This is a genomic window from Furfurilactobacillus cerevisiae (assembly GCF_048961765.1).
Taxonomy (GTDB): domain Bacteria; phylum Bacillota; class Bacilli; order Lactobacillales; family Lactobacillaceae; genus Furfurilactobacillus; species Furfurilactobacillus milii_A.
Genome location: NZ_CP185253.1, coordinates 1,084,487 through 1,109,411, shown reverse-complemented (window position 1 = coordinate 1,109,411; position 24,925 = coordinate 1,084,487). Strand labels below are relative to the sequence as shown.

The 24,925-nt window shown below is 45.3% G+C and carries 17 protein-coding genes; 2 read left to right on the top strand and 15 right to left on the bottom strand.

All coding sequences use genetic code 11. The features are described 5' to 3' along the window. Positions 1 to 57: 57 nt before the first annotated feature. From gatB to ABUE36_RS05205, 10 genes are all read right to left on the bottom strand, one after another. Positions 58 to 1,485, bottom strand: coding sequence for an Asp-tRNA(Asn)/Glu-tRNA(Gln) amidotransferase subunit GatB (gene gatB, locus ABUE36_RS05250; protein WP_161001087.1), 1,428 nt, complete (start codon positions 1,483 to 1,485; stop codon positions 58 to 60). Continuing rightward, positions 1,485 to 2,954 carry an Asp-tRNA(Asn)/Glu-tRNA(Gln) amidotransferase subunit GatA gene (gatA, locus tag ABUE36_RS05245; protein ID WP_421017280.1) on the bottom strand — a complete coding sequence of 490 codons (1,470 nt, stop codon included), beginning with the start codon at positions 2,952 to 2,954 and terminating at the stop codon, positions 1,485 to 1,487. The genes gatB and gatA overlap by 1 nt, the downstream gene beginning before the upstream one ends. Further along, positions 2,954 to 3,265 carry an Asp-tRNA(Asn)/Glu-tRNA(Gln) amidotransferase subunit GatC gene (gene gatC / locus ABUE36_RS05240; protein WP_421017279.1) on the bottom strand — a complete coding sequence of 104 codons (312 nt, stop codon included), beginning with the start codon at positions 3,263 to 3,265 and terminating at the stop codon, positions 2,954 to 2,956. The genes gatA and gatC overlap by 1 nt, the downstream gene beginning before the upstream one ends. A 167-nt stretch (positions 3,266 to 3,432) precedes the next feature. Further along, positions 3,433 to 5,454, bottom strand: a complete 2,022-nt coding sequence (locus tag ABUE36_RS05235; protein WP_421017278.1) for a KUP/HAK/KT family potassium transporter — start codon at positions 5,452 to 5,454, stop codon at positions 3,433 to 3,435. 177 nt (positions 5,455 to 5,631) lie between these two features. After that, positions 5,632 to 6,774: a CamS family sex pheromone protein gene (locus ABUE36_RS05230; protein ID WP_421017277.1), complete on the bottom strand. Its 1,143-nt coding sequence runs from the start codon at positions 6,772 to 6,774 to the stop codon at positions 5,632 to 5,634. Between the two features lie 58 nt (positions 6,775 to 6,832). Next, entirely contained in the window at positions 6,833 to 8,869 is a 2,037-nt protein-coding gene (gene ligA / locus ABUE36_RS05225) for an NAD-dependent DNA ligase LigA (protein ID WP_421017276.1), read from the bottom strand. A 92-nt stretch (positions 8,870 to 8,961) separates the two neighbouring features. After that, a complete protein-coding gene (pcrA, locus tag ABUE36_RS05220) occupies positions 8,962 to 11,265 on the bottom strand; it encodes a DNA helicase PcrA (protein WP_421017275.1) in 2,304 nt (767 codons plus the stop codon). A gap of 151 nt (positions 11,266 to 11,416) precedes the next feature. Continuing rightward, entirely contained in the window at positions 11,417 to 12,607 is a 1,191-nt protein-coding gene (locus tag ABUE36_RS05215; RefSeq protein ID WP_421017274.1) for an ATP-grasp domain-containing protein, read from the bottom strand. 103 nt (positions 12,608 to 12,710) lie between these two features. Beyond that, positions 12,711 to 13,355 (bottom strand): glycoside hydrolase family 73 protein, encoded by a 645-nt coding sequence (locus ABUE36_RS05210; RefSeq protein ID WP_421017273.1) that lies wholly within the window; start codon positions 13,353 to 13,355, stop codon positions 12,711 to 12,713. A gap of 215 nt (positions 13,356 to 13,570) precedes the next feature. Then, on the bottom strand, positions 13,571 to 14,491 hold the full coding sequence (locus ABUE36_RS05205; RefSeq protein ID WP_421017272.1) for a UbiA family prenyltransferase: 921 nt from the start codon (positions 14,489 to 14,491) through the stop codon (positions 13,571 to 13,573). A gap of 206 nt (positions 14,492 to 14,697) precedes the next feature. Here ABUE36_RS05205 and ABUE36_RS05200 point away from each other — a divergent pair, with 206 nt between their 5' ends. Together ABUE36_RS05200 and ABUE36_RS05195 are read left to right on the top strand one after the other, a co-directional pair. After that, positions 14,698 to 15,672, top strand: a complete 975-nt coding sequence (locus ABUE36_RS05200) for a polyprenyl synthetase family protein (protein WP_421017271.1) — start codon at positions 14,698 to 14,700, stop codon at positions 15,670 to 15,672. A gap of 320 nt (positions 15,673 to 15,992) precedes the next feature. Further along, positions 15,993 to 17,948 (top strand): ArnT family glycosyltransferase, encoded by a 1,956-nt coding sequence (locus ABUE36_RS05195; protein ID WP_421017270.1) that lies wholly within the window; start codon positions 15,993 to 15,995, stop codon positions 17,946 to 17,948. A gap of 85 nt (positions 17,949 to 18,033) precedes the next feature. Here ABUE36_RS05195 and ABUE36_RS05190 read toward each other — a convergent pair whose 3' ends face one another. From ABUE36_RS05190 to cydD, 5 genes are all read right to left on the bottom strand, one after another. Further along, positions 18,034 to 18,333, bottom strand: coding sequence for a hypothetical protein (locus ABUE36_RS05190; protein ID WP_161001071.1), 300 nt, complete (start codon positions 18,331 to 18,333; stop codon positions 18,034 to 18,036). 13 nt (positions 18,334 to 18,346) lie between these two features. After that, positions 18,347 to 19,738, bottom strand: a complete 1,392-nt coding sequence (locus ABUE36_RS05185) for a VWA-like domain-containing protein (RefSeq protein ID WP_421017269.1) — start codon at positions 19,736 to 19,738, stop codon at positions 18,347 to 18,349. Next, a complete protein-coding gene (locus tag ABUE36_RS05180) occupies positions 19,735 to 20,907 on the bottom strand; it encodes an ATP-binding protein (protein WP_161001069.1) in 1,173 nt (390 codons plus the stop codon). Before ABUE36_RS05180 ends, ABUE36_RS05185 begins: the two co-directional genes overlap by 4 nt. A 282-nt stretch (positions 20,908 to 21,189) precedes the next feature. Beyond that, positions 21,190 to 22,932, bottom strand: a complete 1,743-nt coding sequence (cydC, locus tag ABUE36_RS05175) for a thiol reductant ABC exporter subunit CydC (RefSeq protein WP_161001068.1) — start codon at positions 22,930 to 22,932, stop codon at positions 21,190 to 21,192. Beyond that, positions 22,929 to 24,671, bottom strand: a complete 1,743-nt coding sequence (gene cydD / locus ABUE36_RS05170; RefSeq protein ID WP_421017268.1) for a thiol reductant ABC exporter subunit CydD — start codon at positions 24,669 to 24,671, stop codon at positions 22,929 to 22,931. Before cydD ends, cydC begins: the two co-directional genes overlap by 4 nt. Between the last annotated feature and the right edge of the window lie 254 nt (positions 24,672 to 24,925).

The following is a 24,925-nucleotide window of genomic DNA, read 5'->3' as shown; positions in this document are numbered from 1 at the left end:
TTGTAAGGTTCACAACGAGGTTTAATTTTAACCGCTTCTGCTTAAAATAACAAACGTTTAACGCGCATTCAATGAAGTCATTAACAACTTGTTAACAATCTTCGGATTAGCCTGCCCGTGTGTTTGCTTCATAATCTGACCAACTAAGAAGCCAACGGCACGATCTTTACCATTCTTAAAGTCTTCAATCGATTGGGCATTAGCGTCCAACACGCCATCGATAATCGGCTGCAATTGAGCTGGATCTGATAATTGAACCAGGTTATGTGCTTTGACATAATCATTTGGTTCCTCACCATCCATGATCGCCTTAAAGACCTTCTTAGCCATCTTGGATGAAATCGTACCATCCATTTGCAACTTGATCATGCCGGCCAAGTGGTCCGGCGTCAACTTCGTATCTTGCAGATCCAAATGGTTATCATTCAGATAGGCGTTAACGTCTCCTTGCAGATAGTTTGACGTCAATTTAGCGTCTGCACCTTGTGCCACAGCCGCCTCAAAGAAGTCAGACATTTCCTTGGTCTGTGTCAGCACCATGGCATCATAGTCAGTCAAGCCAAGGTCATCAACATAGCGTTGACGACGACGTTCTGGCATTTCTGGCATCGTTTCCTCAATCTGTTTGATCCAGTCATCCGCAATTTCAACGTTAGGAATATCTGGTTCCGGGAAGTAACGGTAATCATCCGCACCTTCCTTAACACGCATCAGAATGGTTTCGTTAGAAGCTTCATCGTAACGACGTGTTTCTTGTTGAATTTGACCGCCAGACAATAAGACACGTTGTTGACGTTGTTCTTCAAACTGAAGGCCCTTCTTCACATAGTTGAAGGAGTTCAAGTTTTTTAGTTCTGTCTTAGTCCCAAACTTGTCCGTTCCATAAGGCCGAATCGAAATGTTGACATCGACACGCATGGAACCTTCTTCCATCTTCACGTCAGAAACACCAGTAAACTGAATCCGTTGACGCAAAGTCTCAAGGTAAGCGTAAGCCTCATCAGGTGAAGCAATGTCAGGCTTCGACACAATTTCAATCAGTGGTGTTCCCTGACGGTTTAAATCGACGTAGGAATACCCATTAGGATTATGCGTGTTTTTACCGGCATCTTCCTCAATGTGCATCTCTTCGATCCCGATTTTCTTTTTCTTACCGTCCACGTCAATTTCAATCCAACCATTTTGGGCTAATGGCACATCTGATTGTGAAATTTGATAAGCTTTTGGGTTATCTGGATAGAAGTAGTTTTTCCGATCAAAGTGCGTATGCTGATTGATCTTGGCATGAAGAGCCAAAGCCGCGCGCATACCGTACTCCACTACCCCTTTGTTAGGCGTTGGTAAGACACCAGGATATCCCCAGTCAATCACATTAGTATTGGCATTAGGGTTGTCACCAAACTCAACGGGTGACGGACTAAAAATCTTTGAATTCGTTTTAAGTTCAACGTGGACTTCTAGTCCAATCGTCGTTTGAAAATTCATTAAGCACGCCCTCCTTTGCTCATTGATGGCTTCAATTCGTGGAATGTCGTGTTCTGTTCAAACGCAAACGCTGTGTTCAAAACGCGACTTTCATCAAATGGACGGCCAATGACTTGTAAACCAACTGGCAGACCATCTACCAAGCCCGCAGGCACTGAAACGGCAGGCAGACCAGCCAAGTTAGCAGGAACCGTCAACATATCGTTCATGTACATCGTCATCGGATCCTTAGTTTCGGCACCGATACCAAAGGCCGGTGTTGGTGCAGTTGGTCCGACAATGACATCGTAATCAGCGAACACTTTCTTAAAGTCTTCAATGATCAGTGTCCGAATCTTAGCAGCCTTCATAAAGAACGCATCGAATGAACCAGCAGACAATGCAAAGGTTCCCAACATGATCCGACGTTTAACTTCGTCACCAAATCCTTCGGAACGAGTCTTAACATACAGTTCTTCCAAATTCTTAGCATTTGGTGTGCGGTATCCATAACGAATCCCATCAAACCGCTGTAAGTTTGAAGACGCTTCAGACGGTCCAAGAATGTAGTAAGCCTGAATCCCGTGGGTACTGTGTGGCAAACTAACTTCATCTACTGTTGCACCCAACGCTTCAAGTTTCTTAATCGCGGTCTTAATCTGATCACGAACGCCTTCGTCGATTCCTTCACCAAGAAATTCCTTAGGCACACCAATCTTTAAGCCCTTGATGTCGCCAGACAAACCAGCCACATAATCCGGCACTTCTTTACTGGATGAAGTGGCATCACGTTCATCACGACCCGCAATCACATTCATCATAGCAGCGGCATCCGTCACATTATGTGTCATCGGACCGATTTGGTCTAATGATGACGCAAACGCAATCAATCCCCAACGGCTAACGCGGCCATACGTTGGCTTCAAACCAACGATTCCGTTGAAAGCAGCCGGCTGGCGAATTGAACCACCAGTGTCTGAACCCAGAGCAGCCAGCACATCGCCAGCAGCGACCGTAGCTGCAGAACCACCGGAAGAACCGCCAGGCACCTTAGTTGTATCCCAAGGATTATGAACAGTCCCGAAGTAAGATGTTTCAGTCGAGCCACCCATGGCAAATTCATCCAGGTTGGTTTTCCCGATTGTAACGGCGCCAGCAGCGCGCAAACGCGTCACAACGTCTGCATCATATACAGGTTTAAAGTTGTACAGAATTTTAGAAGCGGCTGTTGTCAGCAAGCCCTTAGTCGTTAAATTATCTTTGTATGCAACTGGCACACCAGAAAAGACGTTATCCGCATCAATTCCGCTTTCATCAGCCTGTTTAGCCTGTGCCAATGCCTCATCATCGTTCACCGTCACATAAGCGTTTAAGGCGTCTTCATGATCATGAATATTAGTTAGCGTTTGTTGCGTTAATTCAGTGGCAGATAAGTCTTTATTAACGAGCGCTTGATGAAGCTCAGTTAAATTATCAAACTGTTGTGTCATTAGGCGTCCTCACTTTCGTCAATAATTGCGGGCACCTTAATAAACCCATCTTCGGTTTCAGGAGCTTCGTTAATTAACGCATCTTTTTGGTGGGCGTTCACTGCAACGTCTTCACGTAAAATTGCAGTCGCGTCGGCCATGTTGGTTGTCGGCTTCACGTCATCTGTGTTGACCTCGTTCAAACCATCAATCATGGTAATAATTTCGTCCAGTTGACTAGTAAACTTGCTGGCCTGTTCATCGATCAATGAAAGTTTTGCTAGTTCGGCAACGTGCTCAACTTCAGCACGTGAAATTGGTTCTTCTGCCATGCCCATCCCTCTTTCTGTAAAAAGTTGTCACTATCTTTAATATTATACGACAAAGCACGGTAAGTTTGTGTTCTTCTCTAAATAATCGCGACAAAAATAATGGCGAATCCAGCCCTTTAGTTGTCCTAATTAATTTTTTCAACAAACACATCTCGATTTACTTACTGTCAATCTGTGCCATCCGTATGTTGCTGTTTGATGCGCCGTAAAAATGGCCGGCGCCGGCGTCCGAGAATCAGTGGCACATGCTCGACAACAACATCCGAAAATTCCAGTCCAAACCATGTTGCAGGCGTACTCGTCCAATTTTGAAGGGTCACCCGTGCTTGGATAATAAAGCGGTCAAATGGTTTGACTCGTGTTTCCGGTGACAGTTCTTCTTGAATGACAACAAAGCTGAAGTCCCCAACATTGCGACCCTTTTGCATCGTATAAGTTTGCGGTTGAGCCGGCAAATCGCCGCTCTCAATTAGCTCGTGAACAATCGCCCGCAGATAAACATTCACCCGTTGTTCACGACGAAAACCAAGGTAAAGTTGAACGTTAATAACATTATTCGTGCCCATCATATCGACATCATATTTAGCCGTGTAAGGCTCATCTGTAACGTTAACCGTCACAAACCAATATGCCTGCGCACGTTTCGGACGTTTGTCCAAAATTGAATAGAGCATTTCTTTTTTAATCATATGGCCCGGCTTTACCTTAGCCATGTAAACTAAATTGGTCGCAAACGTTGGGTAGTTTTCGTCTTTGCTCAACGCAACTAACTGGTCCTTATAATCATATAAATCCACATAACCCGACTCAAACTCATCGCGATCACGAATTTTATTGCCGTAATACCAAATAAACATCACACACAAAATCAAACCGGCCAAAATGGCTGTCACGTAACCACCATGAACAAATTTAACCATCGATGACAGGAAGAACATGGTTTCCAAACTACCAAAGAATAAAACCATCAACCAAGTTAACACAACGTTCACATGCCGTAACCGTAAATACTGGAACAGCAAGAGTGTCGTCATCAACATTGTGACAGTAATGGCTAGCCCGTATGCGGCCTCCATATGCGCAGAAGTTCTGAAAAAGAAAACTATTCCGACACAGGCAATCCACAAAATACCGTTCACTGCCGGTACGTATATTTGCCCATGCTGAAGCGTTGGGTAATTAATTTTCAATCGTGGTAATAATTTTAACCGTACTGCTTCTGCAACTAAGGTGTATGAGCCAGTGATCAGCGCTTGCGATGCAATAATGGCAGCTAAGGTTGCCAGCACAATGCCGACAAAACGCCAGTCGCCAGGTAAAAGTTCAAAGAAGGGGTTAAAGTCCACTGCTTGTCCCAAATTGGTCTCGTGTGCGTGTTGAATCACCCAAACGCCCTGACCAAAATAGTTAAGCATTAAACATACAAAAACATACGGCCAACTAGCATCAATGTTTGCCTTACCAACATGACCAACATCTGAATACAGCGCCTCGGCCCCAGTAGTTGCCAAAAAGACACTCCCAAGAATAAAAATGCCAACCTTATTATCTGGGCTCGTCAGCACGCTGATCGCATAGTAAGGATTTAATGCCTTTAAAATGGCAAGGTCTGGCAACAAATTCACCAAACCAACGACACCAATAAACGTAAACCAAAGGGTCATAATTGGACCGAACGCATGACCAATCGTTTTGGTCCCAAAGCGCTGAATCACAAATAAAATCGATAAAATTACAACGGTGATAAAAATGACGTCAGCCTGATTTTGAACGGGTTCCCAATGATGGAAAACAATCCCCTTTAGTCCTTCAATTGAGGTTGTCACTGTCACGGCTGGTGTCAACATCCCGTCGGCAAGTAATGCAGCGCCACCAATCAATGCCGGATAAAGTAACCACTTAGCTTGACGCCTTACCAGTGTATAAAGTGCAAAGATACCGCCTTCACCATGGTTGGTGGCATTAAGTGCAATAAGCACATACTTCACAGTCGTGAGTAACATCACTGTCCAAAAAATAAGTGAAATACTCCCAATCACTAATTCCGGCGTCGTGGTGGACAGTCCGCCATTATCGCCAAGAATCGTTTTCATAACATACAATGGCGAAGTACCAATATCTCCGTAGACGATCCCCAACGTAATAAAAATGCCTGCCCGACTGACCTTAGCTCTTGTGTTCGCATTCATCGTACAACTACCTCCTCGACTTTTATAATCTGGAACCACCAACTCATTTTAGCTATTTTGATCGAAAATAAAATAGCCTAACGCAAACTTAATGATCTTTCTGTCACTTCAATACAAAAACCGCCATAACACAGGCTTTGTTCTGTGTTGTGGCGGTTGGTCAATTATTCATTTTTGTTAATAGGATCCAAAAACATGTGTTGAAAATTTAGTCTGTCCCGAATCACGACTCAAGAACGACTGCACGCCATCCGTTGATTGAACCGTGATATCAATTGGCACCCCTGACGGCAAGTATTTCGGTGCTACTTGAGCCAAGTACTGGGTAAAGCTAATAATCTCTGTCTGACTATAAAATTGCGTTGTAATCGTGACATTCATACCAGCTAAATTATCGTCCTGGTATTGTGCCTGAGCGGTCACACCACTGAGGTTCGGGAAGAAGTTTTGAATTTGAGTCTTAAAGTTTTCGAAATTGCTCTCATCATTACTGGTGCCTGACGTACTGGAGCCACCGGCAGACGGGAAGACCACGTTGCGTTGATTGATGTTCTGCCAGGAACTGATATTGTTCCCGTCATTAACACTATATGAGAAGAACGTGCCGCCAACCAGACTGTCATCAGAAGCCTGCTTATACAAAGCAATCACAATTGGCACATCTTTGCCAACGCCCTTAGTCGCACGCACACGTTTTAATACTTCTGCTGCAATTGCACGGCCTTGGGTCGTCATTTGCTCATCGGAAATATTTGTCGAATACTGAGCACCATATTTTTCCTTGGTGTAGTAGTCAACCGAATTTAAACCGATTCCGATGGTCATCCCAGACAGAGACAATTTATCACCATCTTGCGTCATATAATCTTGTTCTTCAACAGTCTGCAAATACAGTGGATTTCGTTTATTGGCATCCTTTTGACCGTTATCAACAGGGTTTAGTCCCGTAGGATTATCGTTTGACTTACGTTCAACCCACTTTTGAACAGTTGACGTAGACAAATACTGGCCTTCCTGAAAAATATACTTGCTTGGCTTAAATTCCTTCTTGGAGACATTTAATAGGCCACTTTCGAAACTCTTCAGGTTCATGGTGTTATTGTCTTGATCATTGGTGACACCACGGGCGGCACTTGTTAGATAATGGCCGTTCTTGATGACACCTTGATAATTATTGCTGTTGGTTTGACCAGTTGTTTGAACCTTTTTTTTACTGGTAGTCGGTGTTGTCGAGCTACTTGATGTGCTGTCGAGGTTACCACAGGCTGCCAATAACATCATGGTAGATAACAATGCGGCCACAATACGAAACTTTTTCACCTTAATTCAAATCCTCCCTGCTGGGATCAGTACAAACAGGTCAAACTAGTCTGTACTGTTAATTATCCTCAACCATCGTTTGTGCGAATCGATCTTCGTTCCAAATCTCAATTTCCAGCTGTGTTGCCTTCGCCAACTTGCTCCCGGCATCCTCACCGGCGATAAGTAAGTCTGTATTCTTAGAAACGCTGCTAGAAACCTTGGCGCCATGAGCGGTTAACCATGCAGTCGCATCGGCGCGGGTCATTTGTGTTAGCTTACCAGTCAACACCACCCGCTTACCACCGAAGAATGGATCATCCGCCGCAGCTACTGTATCAGGACCATCGTATGTCATGTTAACGCCGGCAGCGACCAACTCATTGACTAGCTCTTGAGCAGCCTCGGTACTGAAGTATTGTGCTACCGCATCACCGATAGTCAGCCCCATGCCATCAATCTCCGCAATGTCATCTGCGGATGCCGTCATGACTGCCGTCATCGTCTTAAAATGCTCAGCAACTTGCCGAGCGGCCTTAGCGCCAAGATGCCGAATGCCAAGACCAAACAATAACCGCTCCAAAGAATTATTGCGGCTGTTGTCAATCGCTGTCAATAAGTTTGTAGCTGATTTATCACCAAATTTATCTAAAGTTAACAATTCATCATGCTTCAAATGGTAAAGACCAGCTACATCACTAAGCATTTCACGATTGTACAATTGAGCAACTAAAGAAGGTCCTAATCCATCGATATTCATCGCGTCACGAGAAGCAAAATGAGTCAGCCCTTCTGTGACCTGAGCTGGGCACTTAGGATTGATACAACGTAGTGCAACCTCTTCGTCAATATGAACGAGGTCTTTACCACAAGATGGACATTGCGTTGGAATCGGGTAAGGCACACTATCTGCGGGCCGTTTGTCCATGATGACTTCACCGACTTCAGGAATAATATCACCGGCCTTGTGCAACGTAACAGTATCGCCGACCCGCACCCCCTTTTCATTTAAATAATCAGGGTTGTGCAACGAAGCGCGCGCAACTGTTGTTCCAGCCAATTGAACAGGATCCATCACTGCCGTTGGCGTGACAATGCCCGTTCGACCGACTGTCCATTCAATATCACGCACCACCGTTTGTTGCTCATCCGGCGGGAATTTGTAGGCAATTTCCCACCGCGGCACTTTGACAGTATTCCCCAGCTCATCTTGTTGGGAGACAGGGTTAACTTTAATGACAATGCCATCAATGCCATAGCTTAACGATTCACGTTGACCAGTGTATTCGTCAATATAAGCCTTAATTTCATCCATATTGTGGCACACGCGAGAATGTGGGTTGATGGTGAAACCGAGTTCCTGATAACGCTTCAGTGCCTCGCTTTGGGTGGATGCACCAAGATTTTCAAAGCTTGAGGTGTAATAGATAAACGTGTCTAAGTTGCGATCTGCTGTCACCTTTCGATCCAGTTGTCTAAGAGAACCGGCGGCCGCATTTCGTGGATTGGCAAACGGTGTTTTTCCTTCGGCTTCCTGACGTTCGTTTAGTTTTGCAAACGATGCTTTAGGCATGTAACATTCGCCCCGAACCTCAATGGACAGAGGTTCTGTCAATGTCATCGGAATTGACTTAATGGTTTTTAGATTAGCTGTGATGTCCTCACCAATATTGCCATCACCACGCGTAGATCCCTGCACAAACTTACCGTTTTCATAAACTAACGAAATCGCCAACCCATCAATTTTAAGTTCACAATTATATTCCAGTTCGTCTTGCCCTAAATTTTGCTTCGTACGGGCGTCAAATTCAGCCAGTTCTTCAACCGAGAACACGTCCCCCATCGACAGCATTGGTACCGAGTGCGTCACCTTACTAAAGCCAGGCAGTGTCACATCGCCAACCTGCTGCGTTGGTGAGTCAGGCGTTACAATTTCAGGGAATGCCGCTTCCAAATCCAACAATCGTTGATAATGCATATCATATGTGTGATCCTCAACCGTTGGCGCATCCTGCACATAGTACTCTTTTCGCCACGAATCCAACTGTTCACGCAGTTGCGTAGCTTCTTGATTAGCCTGTGTGGTTGTTAGTTCCGATACTGGTTGGTCTGCCATACTCTAACACTCCTCACTCGATTTGCGTGTGCATCTAGACACAGATGCCAAACTCACTAAAACTTTTGATTAACCTTCAACTAAACGGAGAATTAAGCCTTTGTAATTGGGGCAAAGGCTGCCAGCAATCGTTTAATGCCTTGCTCTGGGAAAGCAATGTCTAATTCAGCATCCTCACCCTGACCGTTAACCTTCACAACGGTGCCTTCGCCCCACTTTTTATGAGTTACCTTGTCGCCGGCAGCCCAACTAACTTGGTCAGCCCCCGTTCCTTGTGACCGCTCAACCTTTGTCGACTTAGTGCCAACTGGTTTGCGTTTATAAGTGGTGGACAAAGCGGATTCTGTGCGCCTATCAAACGGTGTTTTCGGTCCTCCGGCTGTTAGACTGCCGGCACTATGGTTTTCGCTCTGAATCAAATCCGGATTAATTTCTTCTACAAAGCGTGACGCTGGGTTATTTTGCACGCGACCATACAATAGACGTGAAAATGCATTCGTCATGTACAATTTTTGTTTAGCACGCGTAATCCCGACATAAGCCAACCGCCGTTCTTCTTCCAATTCATCCTCATCCATGACAGAACGAGAAAGTGGGAAGATGCCTTCTTCAAGTCCCATCAAAAAGACAACTGGAAATTCAAGTCCCTTGGCAGCATGTAACGTCATTAACGTGACATTTTGATCGTTTTCTTCGTCAACGTCGTCCAAGTCCGAAACAAGGGCCAAATCCGCCAGAAAATCAACAAACTTGTCACCGCTACCTTCAGGTACGGGTTGATCAGCTGCTTCAACGTCAGTCGGCGCGGCGGTTGTTGGTTCATAGGAATCATCAAACTGTTTTGTAACTGACAGAAATTCCTGCAAGTTTTCAACACGTGCCTCATCCTCTAGTGAATGGGTCGCTTTAAGCGCTGGTAAATAACCAGTTTTATCTAACAATTGTTCCGTCAGGTCCGTAACTGAGACAAATTCACGCATTTTAGTCAGTTCAGCCATCATCTGGCCAAACTCATCAAAACTGTTCCGTGCACGACTCGGGACATTGTTTGCCATCGTAACGTTCTGTGCGGCTTCCAATAAACTCCAATTGTTGAAGTTTGCAAATTCCCGCAACTTTTCGACTGAGCCGCTACCGAGACCACGTTTGGGTTCATTGATAATTCGTTCGAAACTCATGTCATCTTGTGGATTGACAATCAATGTTAAATAGGCCAATACATCGCGAATTTCCTTACGGTCGTAGAATTTATGTCCGCCGACCATGTTATAAGGGATATTGCTTTTAACCAACGCATCTTCAATAGTCCGCGATTGGGCATTAGTCCGATACAGAATAGCAAAGTCACCGTAGTCCCGGTGATTTTCTCGCATTTGTGTCTCGATTTGAGCCACCACAAAATGCGCTTCATCACGCTCGCTTTGTGCGCGGTAATAAGAAATCTTTTCCCCACTACCATTATCCGTCCACAAATTCTTTTTCCGACGAATAACATTATTTTCAATCACTTCATTGGCGGCGTTTAAAATGGTTTGTGTTGAACGGTAATTTTGTTCCAACATAACGGTTTGCGCCTCTGGATAATCTTTTTCAAAATCCAGAATGTTATTCATGTTGGCACCACGCCAGCCATAAATACTCTGATCAGCATCCCCGACAACACACAGATTGTGCGACTTAGCTGCTAACATGCTGACCAACTTGTACTGGGCATTATTGGTGTCCTGATACTCATCCACATGAATGTATTCAAACCGGCGTTGATAGCCTTCCAGCACATCAGGCGCCTTATCAAATAACTCAATCGTAAGCATGATCAAATCATCAAAGTCGAGGGCCTGGTTGGCCTTGAGTTCACGTTGATAATCTTCGTAAACCGTTGCTGTAATTTGTTCAAACGGTGTATTCGCAGTTTTTACATAATCAGCTGGCGTTTGCAGATCATTTTTAGCGTTCGAAATTGCAGCCAACAGTGAACGCGGATCGTACTTCTTGGGATCGATATTCTGTTCTCGCAAAATTCGTTTAACCAACGTCCGTTGCTCACTTGTGTCAGTGATGGTAAATGCACGGTTAAACCCAATCCGGTCGATGTCTCGACGCAATACCCGGACACACAGGGCGTGGAATGTGGAAACCCAAACATCTTCTCCACTTTCGCCTAAAAGCTTAGCCACTCGTTCACGCATTTCGCGAGCAGCTTTATTGGTAAACGTAATCGCCAGCACATGCCACGGCTTAACGTCTTTTTCTTCGATCAAATAAGCAACACGATGTGTCAACACTCGGGTTTTCCCTGATCCGGCACCAGCCATGATCAATAATGGCCCCTCTGTTGTCTGAACAGCTTCCTGCTGCTTGTCGTTTAGTCCTGCTAATAATGTGGTTGCGCTCACGAAAATGTGCCTTCCTCTCGTAAAAATTCAGTAGTTCAAGTATACCAAAATCGACAGCGTCACACCATCATATCGAACGTATGTTTTGAAAATAAAAACGACCGCTTGCAAGGTTTTCCTACTCACAAACGGTCATTCTAATCAGAAATATTTATTTATTTTTGTCTAATCGACTCGGCGCCGGCGTTACTGGCCGCGCAGGATCCCAAATCGTCGTTGCCGACAACTGATTCAACGCATCTTGAACAGTTGAAGCTTGAATCAACACATGCCCTGCGGCAGGGGAAATCAACCGACCACTTTTATGGTAGAACACAAATTCCCAATTAGATTTGATAATCCACTGTGTACGAATGGCATTGAGCTGTTCATCGTCAAAGGATGCCAGAACCGTGGCCATGTATTGCTTCGGAATGGCCAATGGTAAGCCGGCGATTGCATGCAAATGGGCTTCAAACATGGTGATGTTAGCCGCCTTGTCAAACACTAAGCCGGACCGATCCATCGCCGGCGTTAAATCACGGAGAAAGAGGTTGCCTGTGTCCGTAATCATAAAGCTTAACTGAAACACACCATAGTAATCGACATTGTGAGCGACCGTTTGTGTAATCCGTTTGATCTCATCATTAATATCATCCGAAATCCGTGCCGGCGCAATTGCGCGCATTAAACGTCCTTGTTGATAATTGGTTTCAATGATTGGAAACAGCCGTATCTGATCAGCCAGTTCATTTTCTTGTGGATAGCCCTTGACCACCAACACGGAAATTTCTTGAGCATTGGGAATTGTAGCCTCCAAAATATGCGGGCCATGCTGCAACATATCTGCGGCCAATGGCACATCAGCCTGTGAACGAATGGTTAACTGCTGTTCTTGTTCAATGCCCTTTTGAAGTGGCTTCAATACGGCCGGATAGCCAATTGAAGCCGCTGAAGCATAAATATCATCCAGTTCAATGATCGTGGCATATGGTGGAATATTGATATTGAGTCCTTCAAAGAAGGCCCGTTCTAGCGACCGATCCTGCATCATCGCCAAGGTGTCAGATCCCTGTGGCACTTTTGTAAACTGGGCAATAAACGCAATCACCTCACTGGGCACATGTTCAGACTCGTAAGTGACCACATCACAATTTTCTGCAAACGCCTGCAACCGTTGCTTGTTGTCAAACGCGCCGGTGAACACTGCGTCGGCCAGACTTGCGATTTCACTGTTGGTTTCTGAGGTGTAGGCGGCCACATTGAGCCCTACACGGCGGGCTGCATTTACTAATAATGGTCCGTTTGAACTATTTCCAATAATGCCCAGCGTATCACCAGGGTATAAAACATTTCCCGTCACGGCACACTCTCCTCTGTATCTAATTCAAATTTTTGATTATTAATGCACTTAGTGTAGGTGAACCGTTCCAGAATGACAAGTTGTTCGCTTACAAATTATAAGTTTAATTAGATTGATCAAAACGATTTAAATGATATTTTTCAATAATTGCAACTATTTTGTTAGTATATCCTGGATCCGTTGCGTACCCGTCCTTTTGCAAGGCTGCGGCGCCAGAGCGATAATCCGTAGCAGCAAGAACGTCGCTATATTTGTTTGGGTTCCAATCGACACCATTAACAAATAGCTGCGCATGCGCTGCAAATGAAGCTTGCCAGTTGGGATACGTTCTAAACCGGGCATTAACTGTTTCATAGTGGTCATTAACGTACTCCAATGTGCTTAAGATAACCCCCGGTTCATCCTGTCCTGCTTTAACACCAAAATAATTATGGTATTGGCTGGCTAACGTCGATTCGCCCCAATCAGATTCAAGGATTGCTTGGGCAATTTGTAAACTGGCCAGCACATGTGTCCGCTGTTGCAGTTGTTGTGCGTATGGTGCCACTTGATTAATGAATTGCCGATGCTGTTTTGCCGTTTCGTCAATCTGTGAAGATTGTCCAGCAGGCACTAACACCCGTTTGCCAACGCCACCAAACGCAAGCGCAATAATCAAAATCGTCAGTGCCGTTAACAGTGTGTTGAACCAACGCAAATGACCGCGATAGACAAAAAAGCCCTTTAGTGCTCGCCTAAAGCGCTTCATTCGACGACGCCAATTAATTTTTCGTCGCTTTTTTGCCACACCAACCGTCCTTTACTCTGTTAATTGCGTTTGATTTTCATTAAATCACAAAGTTGAGGTTCCGTGCTAACTTTAGCAACGTGGCTAAGAAAAAATTAATGACTTTCAGATTGTACGGATGACAAGTCGCCAGCTACGCGGTTATTTGTCTCAATGCTAAAGTTTCAATCCTTCAATTATAGATGAAAGATAATACCAATTTCCATCGCTAAAGCAAACGAAATGGTGATGAGAATACAATTCTTAACTGCCAATACAAAGCTTTTTGATTTAACCATCACAGCACCAAACTGCCGGTTGTTTTTGATAACAACTGGCACAATTAATAACGCTAATAATGTCAGTTTAGGCAGCGTACCAACTAGCACTGCAGCAACCATGCAAACATATCCCAACGCATAGCCAATATTCCACGCCCACAGCATAACGCGTTGCCCCAGCAAAACCACGATTGTCCGGCGCTCATTTAGTTTATCTTCTTCGTAATCACACAGATTGTTTGCCAACATCAAATTACCGATGGCAAATACAGCCAATCCTGATGCCAGTAAAACGTTGCCAGCAAGGGACCATGACAATTGCTGAGCCGGTGCTAAATTAACATAAACAGCTGCCAACATGATCACATATCCCATGGTGACGCCAGAAAAGAGCTCGCCAAATGGTGTATTCGAAATTGGTAACGGTCCACCAGCGTAAAAATAGCCAACTAGGAAGCCAATGATCCCCATCCCCAAGAAAATCCAACTACTTGAGCCCCACGTCAATTTCAGCAGGCCAAAACCAATAATCGCAGCGCCAGCAGACAAGCTCACAATAACCGTGATTGCCAGCCTAAGTGAAATGTGATAGTGACCTACGACGTTTGTTAGTTGTTTAAACGTTTTCTCGTCCTTGGCGTGCACGAAATCCTGAGTATTGTCATTGGCATTTACGGCCATGTGCATCAGCTCGATAACGATAAAAAAGAGCACACTCTGTAAGAGATTAAAGGCGTGGTAGTTGTACCAAACGTATAGTAGCCCTAACGTAAATGGCAACACACTGGCAACTAATGATTGAAATTCAACAAATTCAAGAAATACTTTTGGTTTCATTTTGACCCCTCAAAACATTTTAGTATGGCGCAAAGCCTTTCGTTGACAAGCTTTCATCGATTCTGTAGCATGAAAAATAGTTAGTTCGATACTTTCATTATGCCCACGTCAGGGCATGTTGCCAAGTTCATTTCACCAATTCTAACTAAACTAATTTACATAATGCGGTTTAATGACCGTTTTACACAGAGAGGATGTTCACCAACATGGTGCACGCACTTTGGCAACAATTTCCGACCATCAATAGAAAACTAAATGATCTGACACAGTACCTCGCAACAACGGTTCATTCTGAAAATGCCGAAATTGATCAGCAAGTCACTGGCTTACTCACCAGCGGCGGCAAACTGTTGCGCCCTGGGTTATTTTACATGTTCGCACAGTTGGGGCCCGTTCAGGATGAAAAGCGACAGCGAGCAGCAGCAGCGGCCATCGAATTGTTACACGTAGCAACTTTGATTCACGATGACGTGCTGGATGATGCTGAACTACGTCATGGTCAGCCAACTTTACAAGTTCGCCATGGCAATAAAACCGCCATCTACACAGGTGATTTCCTGTTTACCAGTTACTTCGATGAAATTTTGAAAGCCACGGATAGTCATGCTGAAATTCAGTCAGCCAATGATATAATGCGGTTTATTCTAGCCGGCGAACTCAATCAGCTCGCTTTAAACTTTGATTCGCAAACAACGGTGACGGATTATTTAACAGAAATCGAAGGTAAAACGGCCCGTTTATTCGGTTTTGCGATGCAATTCGGCGTTGTCATCAGCAAGGGAGCGTCAAGTGAGGCCAAAGTCGCTCAGCAAATTGGGATTGCGCTGGGGATGGCCTACCAAATCAGGGATGACATTTTAGATTATGTTGCTAATCCGTCAACAGCCACGAAACCGGTTCGCCATGATTTACGGGAAGGCGTGTTCACCCTCCCACTTATTCTCGCCAGTCAAAACGAGCCTGACTGGTTTGCACAACATCTTCAAGATCAGCAACACCTCAGTGATGACGCCATCCAAACAATCACTCAACACGTCATCGACTTAGACGGACCGACACATGCTGAAGAATTAGCGCAACAATACACCGAAAAAGCGCAATCATTAATTACTACACTGCCAGAACCACTGGCAACTGAATTGGGTGCTCTTGTCTCACAACTGTTAGTTCGGCACGCTTAAAAAATAACAAGAATGTCATAAACACCGCCTAATAACACTAAACAGTGCTATTAGGCGGTGTTTTAATAAATAAATGCTCACATTTGACCGACCTTTGTATAGCATTCATTTGTCAGGATGGGTAGAATATATTTAACTGGAATCATTGGGAGGTTACCATCATTCAAATTGCATTGCGCCGCACAGTGGCCGCCATCACCGCCATCATTTTTGGCGTTATTTTTTTCACGGCCTTAGCTCGTCAATCCGGCGACTTTGGCCAGGCCCTGTGGCTTCAACCTTCAAGTTTATTTTTCATGTCACTCACCATCGGGGTATTCATGGTCGTGATTAATATGTGGCTGGGTCGTGCCTCCGCAAAAGTGGCCAATTGGGTCAGCACGGTGGTGCTCGTCATTGCTGTGGCCGTTCAGGTGTATTTAGCCTTTCACTTCGTCGGCATCGGCAATACAGACCCTGCCTTAATGCGTTTGCAAGCGTTAAATTTAGCTAATGGATCACATCATTGGTTTAGCTATTTCGCTTGGTATCCACACAATGTTAACCTGACGATTTTCCTCACTTGGATCATTGAGTTGTTTCATGTTCATTCAGCCGTCGCCACAGGCTATGTGTTGAACGTTCTGAATTTTATCTTGATCGACTTTACTTTGATCATGAGTTGGCGCTTAATTCGTCGTTATGTGGCGGCCAGTTCAGCAGCGATGTTTGCCATTCTTGCTGCTAGTTTTGCACCTTTTTACTGGTTCGCGCTCAACTTCTACGTTGATTCGGTTGCAGTCGTTATTCCGCTGATGATGGTCGTTTTTCTTAATCGTTACTTTTCACGACAACAACCGCTGTCTAAAGCCGGGTACGCTGCATTACTGGGTGTGACGTTCACAATCGGTTATTTAATCAAACCTAACCTACTGATTGTGCCAATTGCCATTCTGATTTATTGGCTATTAGCCGCTCGAATTAATCGGACATCTGTTATCCGTGGCTTGGTTGGCCTAGTTGTGTTTGCCGCAATTTGGTTGGCCGGCGTTGGCGTCAGTCATGCTGTTCAGTCACACTATGGTTACCACGTCAACCAAACCAAAACCCTACCGACCTCCGCTTGGACGGCCATGGGGTTGAATCAGGACAGCGAAGGCCGCTTCAACGAGCATGACGCTCAAGCAATGAGTGGTCACGGTCGCAAAGAAAATATTAAAGCGACACACAAAATTCTGTCCGACCGACTTCAAGACGCTGGCGTTTGGGGAATCATCAAGCAAAGTTACCAAAAGACCATGACGATGTGGTCCACCGGTAACTTAGGGATGTTCCAATCACCAAATCAGTTTTTCAAACAGCCAAGTTTCTATCAGGAACACAAAAACAAATTACAATTCTTACTAGTCAATTTAACGCAAATCGTTTATATCACTGTTTTAGGCGCCATGCTGATCGGGTCTGTGTTTGAAATGTTATCTCCTCGTCGTAATCAAGTATTGTTTTATGAATTAATCGTCCTAGGGATTTATGGGATGCACATGCTGTTCTGGACAGTTGATGCTCATTACGCATACGTTACCTTTCCCTTCCTGTTCATGATGGCGGCCACCGGATTGCATGATATCAGCGATCTGTTGCAGCAGTTCTTCGCTCATCCCGCGTATGGTGAACGTGGCCGGACATGGACTGGAATTGTCACTTTGCTCATTTTTGCCATCGGTTTAGGTTATGCCGATCATCACAATCGCCAGCCGTTGGTCGCCACTCCTGTGGTCCAAACACAAACGGTCTCCTCACAGATGGTGTCCAACTACGCACAGCATGACGCGATTAAACTAACGCCACATCACTCGCTTTCTGAGAAGATTGTTGCCAAACGACCATTTAGTCAGTTGAATTTACCTGATGTGGCCAGTCAATCGGAAAACTTCTCGGTTGGATTGCGCATGAATCGGCAAACCGTTTACCAGTGGTCGTCATTGGACGTCGATGCCGGAACAGCAAACACGCTACAAGATCCCGGCACTTACACGTTACGGATCACGAACCGGACCAACCAACCGTTGTACATTCCGGCTACTGCTAGTCCGTACTTACCGCTGTCAACTCACGCAATCAGCGGACATCCCCACCGTTACCTGCTCTACCACGTATTAAATGTGTTTAATACGCCGATTATTTCTAGCAAACAATATCAACTGTTATTCATTAGTTTTGCGATTCTAGCCATCATCAGCTCGCTTGGTCTCGAATACTGGCCAAACCCTGACTGGAAAGAACCTAAACTGGACTAACATGAAGCTTTATATCCAAAAAATAACCGCCAACGATTTTTTACAATTCGTTGGCGGTTATTTTAGTTCAAATCCTGCTTACCCCTTAATCCTCCCGCTTCAGCCAGGTATTACTATCAGGCGTCAAGTAGCGGGCGTAGTGCCGACGAAACTGCTGACGATGCGCGTACGTATCAAGTGGCCATTCAACGTTTGGTTGTACCTCGTTAACAGCAAGTCGGTTAGCATAAACCAAATCAGCAATGCTTATCATGGAAATGAACAGTGGATTATCCACCAATACCGATTGCCATTGATCTGTCAACAAACTCACTGCGCGGATGGCGCGCGGGGTTTTGTTTAAATAGTCTTGCCAATCTGCATCCGTCATTGTAACTGCGGCCATGAACTTGTTCTCCTTACTCGTTAATATTTGCCACCCAACCTGGCGGCGTTTGCACACTCAATCCTTGTTGACCAACTAACACCCATAAAACGCGACGATAACCGTGTGCATCGATACTTGTTTCACCCTCACCATCCGTCAGTATGACAATGAGTGACGTCGATGTCTGCGAACGATCAGCCTTCAAATAATCGAAAACACTCTGGAAACTTGTGCCCCCGCCAACGTGGCGGGCATGTAGTTTTTCGGCAACCTGTGAGGGCGATGACAGTCTGATGGGATCATGAACCGCGGCATCAAACGGAAAGACGGTGAGTGCCAATTCGTATGCACGCGTTAGGCCGGTCAATTCATTGATGAACTGCACGGTCGTTTGCGTTGAAATCGATGCTGATTCATCAATAAAGACTGTAATGGTGACCCGTCTTCTCGCTATTTGCCCAGGCAGTGCCATGCGCTGTGGTTGACGACGATTGAACCGTGCGCGGCTATCCTGTTTGCCATGTGGTACAGTGCCGATTAATTTGCCTAATATTGCGGTCCACGGCAAGTGCGCTCGGTGTTGTGCAAAACTAGCCAACTTTGCCTGAACAGTACTCGGTAATTTACCGCGTTGAGCAGGTGTGGTTCGCGCTAACGCCTGATTAAGTCGTTGACGTAAGTTAGCACGAGCTAACTCATCGTTTACCGACGAACTGGCCCAACCATCGTGACTGTCAGCGAGCTGCGGTTCATTGCGCTTTAGTTCATTAAGTTGACCATCCTGTTGTTGACCGACGTCACCAGCGTAACGGGACTGCGAATTATCTGTTACTGATTCTTGTGATGACCTCGTCAGTTCTTCACTGGTCGTATGATCATGATCTGTGGCACCCACAGCGACTTGGTTCAAAGCGGCTAAATAAACGGCGGAATCAGCGTTACTCGGTAATTGGCGTTGTAAACGTTGGTTCAACCACCCAAGTGTCCAAGTACCCGGAATCTGGGTGGTCATCACTTGATTGATTGCAACATCAGTAGCGATATCGACGTTTTGACCTGATTCATGTAAGTAACGCAACGGATGTTGCCACAACAGATGCAAGGCCTCATGAACTAATAACGCCAGCAACACCCCTTCATTTTGCGCTTGTTGCCAGTGACAATCATTAACTCGCAATATGAGTGTTGATTGTGACCAGGCCAAGCCGAATAATGGCGCAAACGCGCGCTGTTCATCCCTTAATTCTTCTGAAGGCGTCGTTACGTGTTGACGTGGTAACTGAGCGATTAGCTGTCCGTAAACAGGTTGCTGCTGTAGCAAATGCATAATAGCCGCCTGTAAGACCTGCTCACTGTCGTTTCGGTTCACCTTCGTTTGTTGATGAAATTGTTGCAGTGCTTGATTGATGTTAATGCCACTCATGCATTAAAGGCCTGGCCGTTCATAATATTCAACACCATTTTAGCTAGTGCCTTTGAAGCTTCGTCAGTAGCTTGTTGCAGTGCAATCAGCCAACCATTTTGCTGGCCCAACGAATTGACCACCGCAAACTGGCCGTCAGCGGGAAGTTGTTGCAGCAAAGTCAGCCACCTAGCAGCATAAATACCTGTCGTTAACGGCATCTCAGTCAATTTTCCTGCCGCAATCAGCAACGACTGCTGTTCGCCAACTGATAAGGCAGTGAAAGCAGCATTAACTTGTTCGTCAGGAGTAGCATCCGTATCCGCATGTTTAAACAAATCAGTGACGGTGAGCCCCTGAGTCAAAAATTGATTAAATTTAGCACCTACTGTTTCGCCTAAATCACCTGTGATGATGTCAAACTGAAGTGCTTGTCGAACTTCCTTAGGCGTGTCATCTAATTGCGATAAATTAGTTGACACGCGTTGCCATGCCCGTGGTGTTGGATAAACATCCTCATCGTGTTGCAGTGGTCGCAAATCATTTGGCTGTTGCGTCAAATAATCGCGCACAGGCTGAATAATATTGGGATTCCCTTTACCATCAGTTTGCTGTGCCCACGCTAACCAATCTGGTGTACTGGCGCTCATCACTAGCCGGGTGGTGCGGTCCTTAATGGCATCATCACCGGCCGTAACACCGTACAGCGAATCAGCAAAGCCTTGCATTTGTGAATCCGGATTTTCGGCCAATATGAGTTTAACCTGCTGTGGTAGCACCAAATCATTAATCTGTCGTTGTAACACTAGGTTCATGAGCTCGCTTTGAACAGCCTGGGTGCCACGGTTAAATTCATCGAGGAACCAAATAATCGGCCCTTCCGGATGCTGTTCCGCATATTGAATGATGGCCACCAACGTATGCGCATAACCATACTGAACATCGGCCAAACGTCCATACTGGTCCGTTTGAATGAAGCTATCTGCCGTTAATGGCGGCACTGGGATGGCCAAATCGCCCTTTTCAGACAGACTGACAACCGTCGTAAAGAGCTGCGCGTTCATCTTTTGCGCAACAGCTGCCACTAAAGCTGACTTACCAATCCCAGCCTCGCCAACAATATTAGGCACATTGCCAGCCTTAATGACAACCGGTACTGCGTCCATCAATGCGTTAAATGAAAGAGCCACACAATCCCTCCTCTGCTAAAACTCATAATTTTATAAAAAGACCGCTACGTTTAGGTCATATTATACGCGATTTATTTAAAATGAATCACTATCCATTATCAGTAAGCTTATTAAACACTTGGTCGTTTGCTCTGAGTCTCAAAAGCACTGTACACTAAAAACACCTTATTCCGTCATCCAGAATAAGGTGTTTTTAACCATGCAACTTATTTTCGAAACAACCGTGGATCACGACTTTTGCCATTAACAACACAATCTTAACGTACTGTTTTAAATTATGTTTTAGCGACCTTTATCGAGATCATAAAGGCTTCTAAACCGGTCACTTGTCTGATACAACTCATGCGGTTTGCCAATCATTTCAAACTGACCATGTTCAAGAAAACGAACCGAATCAACATGTGTGATTCCTTCCAAATGATGAGTGACCCAAATGATTGTTTTATCTCTCAATAAATCAAAGATTGTATTTAACAACTCATGTTCAGTGATAGGATCCAGTGAAACAGTTGGTTCGTCCAAGATAATAATCGGCGCATCCTGCAATAAAATTCTAGCAAGCGCAAAACGCTGACGCTCTCCACCAGAGAACCGCGCACCGGCCTCTTCAACGAGCGTATTGTAGCCGTTTGGCAATTTCTCGATCAACTGATCCAGTTCAACCGCTTTAATGGCTGCCTTAACCTGGTCATCGGTTGCAGAGAGATTGCCCAAACGCACATTATTCATAATTGTTGTATTAAACAAGTATGGTTGTTGATCTAACACACCAAACAGTTTGCCACGATCATCTTGAAGTTTATCAACTGTGATGCCATTCAGTTTGACTGTCCCCTGGGTTGGCTGTTCATCCCCCAACATTAACTTCAGCAAAGTTGATTTTCCTGTGCCTGAAGGCCCGAGTAATGCCACTTTGTCACCACGATTAATGGTCCAATCAATGTCGGACAACACGGCCTGCTGACCATCTGCATACTTGAAATCAACATGATCGATGGTCAGTGACTTAAAATCTTCGGCAGCAAGGTGTGTTTGAGCAACTGGCGCCACAATGTTTTGGTCCAGCTGGTTAACACGTTTGATTGAATCTTGATAAACCGGCCATTCTGAAACACCCTGGGGGATCGAAGCAAAGGCATCCGTGGCTGGGAAAATAGCCAACACAAACGCTGCAATCCAGTTCAGTGCCAGATGACTAGTCTGAAAATAACTACCAGCCCAATAAATCATGACAACCGCAATGACGCCAATCATTAACTGAACAACTAAATCTCGCCACCACTGAAACTTGTTGTCAGCCGTTTGCAAGTTGCGCATATCTGTCAGTGGACCCGTTTGATGATCCATAAAATCTTTTTCGCGACCAGAAATCATCCAGTCACTGACTCCCAACACAGCATCCGTCATAGACGTATACAAACTTTGCTGCGTTTGCTTCTGATGAAACTCGCGAGCACCGTTTAAGGCGACGGACACCAACGGCATCAAAATCACGATCACGCCCACCAACAAGGCCATTAATGCAGCAAACGGCCAACTAAAAGTCCCCAGTGCAATGACAACGAAGAGATACAGCAGCCAACCTACAATAAGCGGAAAGACCGTTCGTAAGTACAAATTCTCAATATGGGCAATATCTTCAGCTAATAGTCCAAGAATATCCCCCGTTTGATGACGTTGACGAATCGCTACCGCATCACGCTCCACAGATTGATAAAGTTTCTTTCGAAAATCAGACACAATCCGGAGCACCCAATTATGACTGGTTAAACGCTCAGCATACTTAAAGGATGGTCGGGCAATCCCAAACGCCCGGACCAGAACAATAGTTGCATAAATCAACATGATATTGAAGGGATGTTGCGCCGCGCGACTGATTAGATACCCAGAGGTAAACATCAGCGCCGACCCTGTAAACGTGGTCAAGAAGCCCAACAGCAACACCAAAATCAGCAAAAAGCGATACTTGCGAAGGTAAGGCATTACCCATGAATCGTGTTTAAAAGTGTCAAAGAATCCCTTCACAATGCATCACCTCCCATTTCACGACGAAGCGCCGTATAGGCCCCGTTCTGCTTAGCCAGCGCTTCCGGCGTGCCCTGTTCCACAATTCGCCCGTGCTCAATCACCAGCAAATAATCCATTTCATTGAGCCAGTGTAAACGGTGAGTGGCAAAGAAGACCAAGTGATTAGCAAACACCGGTTTGATTGTTTCTTTGAGGCCAACTTCCGTTTCAATATCCAAGTGGGCAGTTGGTTCATCAAACAATAGAATGCGACGGCTCTGATCCAAAAAGGCCCGGGCTAAAGCAATTCTTTGTGCCTGCCCGCCGGAAACACCACGGGCACCTTCACCAATTTCCGTTTGCAAACCCTCCGGCAACGTAGCGACCCAGTCCGTCAACCCAGCGCTGGCAATTGCTTGCGAAACCGCCGCATCGTCAGCGTCTGGTGTATAAAACTTAATGTTATCCGCTAACGTGGCATGGAATAAATATGGTGCCTGGGGAATGTACAGGAACTGTCGTTGCCAGGCCTGCTGACTTAGATGCGGCACTGTGACACCATTTACTGAAATGTGACCCGTATCTTGATTATTCGGCGTTAAAAAACCACCAAGCAAATTAATCAAAGTTGATTTTCCGGATCCAGAAGGTCCGATAATACCAATCTTTTGATAGCCGTTCGCCGTAAAACTAATGTCGGTTAAGGCCGTCTCATCCGGATTATCATAGCCAAAGTTAACATGTTCCAAACGTAATTGACTGTCGGGTGTCCATGCTGCCTGCTGATCAGTCAATAAATTACGATCCGTTGGCACTGGTGTATTCAACACTTCAAGAACGGCAGTCAACGCATTTTTACCGTTTAGCGTCGCATGATAATCATTGGCAAAGTTCCGAATTGGCAAGAAATACTCTGGTGCCAAAATGAGAATGGTTAATGCTGGGAACAATGCAATGTGGCCTGCTACTAAGCCAAGTCCTAGAAAAACGGCGACAACGGCGATTGATAACGTCGTGAAAAAGTCGAGCGCAAACGTTGACAGAATGGCGATTGTTAGCGTCCCCATCACCCGCTTACGGTGGTCCTCAGACACGGCGTAAATATTGTCAGCATAGGCTTCACTCAATCCCAATTGTTTTAATGTCGGCAACCCTCGTAAGGCATCCACGAAATTATTCGATAACTGCGTATAACTGGCAAATTCACGGTTAGCCTTATCACGGGCTGCATAACCCAAGATAATCATGAATAAAATAATGACCGGAAAAATAACTAACAAGAACAGTGCTTCCTGCCAACGTAAAAAGAATAAGTAAACCAACAATACTGTCGGAATAATCATCATGTCAAAAATCTTAATAACAACCAACATCAAGTAAGTGTTGACTTGGTTCATCCCATCCAGTGCCATGGTCACAACTTTACCAGTTCCCTGTTTGGCAACAATGCTGGGACCAATGGCCACGAGTTTCTGTAGCAGCTGTTGACGTAGATCAAACACCGTTTGGTCCGCCCACGGCTGCATTACCCGATTCTTCAGCATCACTAAGATCTGTCTTAACGCAAAAAAGCCCGCAAACAATAATACGGGCCATAAAATGCGCGTTTCAGCTTCCCGATTCCATAAATCTGTCAGCGTCCGCGATAAGAACACACCTTGGAAGAGAATGCTAAACGCTTGCAGTAATACTAACCCTGCCAGAACGATTAACATCTTCGTGATGCCGGGCAAGCGAAAGATACGTCGATCAATCATTCAATCCTACACTCCTAACTTTTCCCAACATCTCGGTCAGTTTCTACAATGTTTCATCGATTACTTTAGTTTGGTTTGGATAAGATTACGCTCAGGTGATGGTACTGCCGTTTCGCTGGTGAGGGACGCCGTTTCATGGGACCGGTCTCAGCCTCCGAAAACCACGGAGTCTTCTACCTCGACTTCGAGCCCCCAAACCAGGTCTCGAAGGTCGTCCCGCAATAATAAGTGGCCTTCGCCACCTATTATTGCTC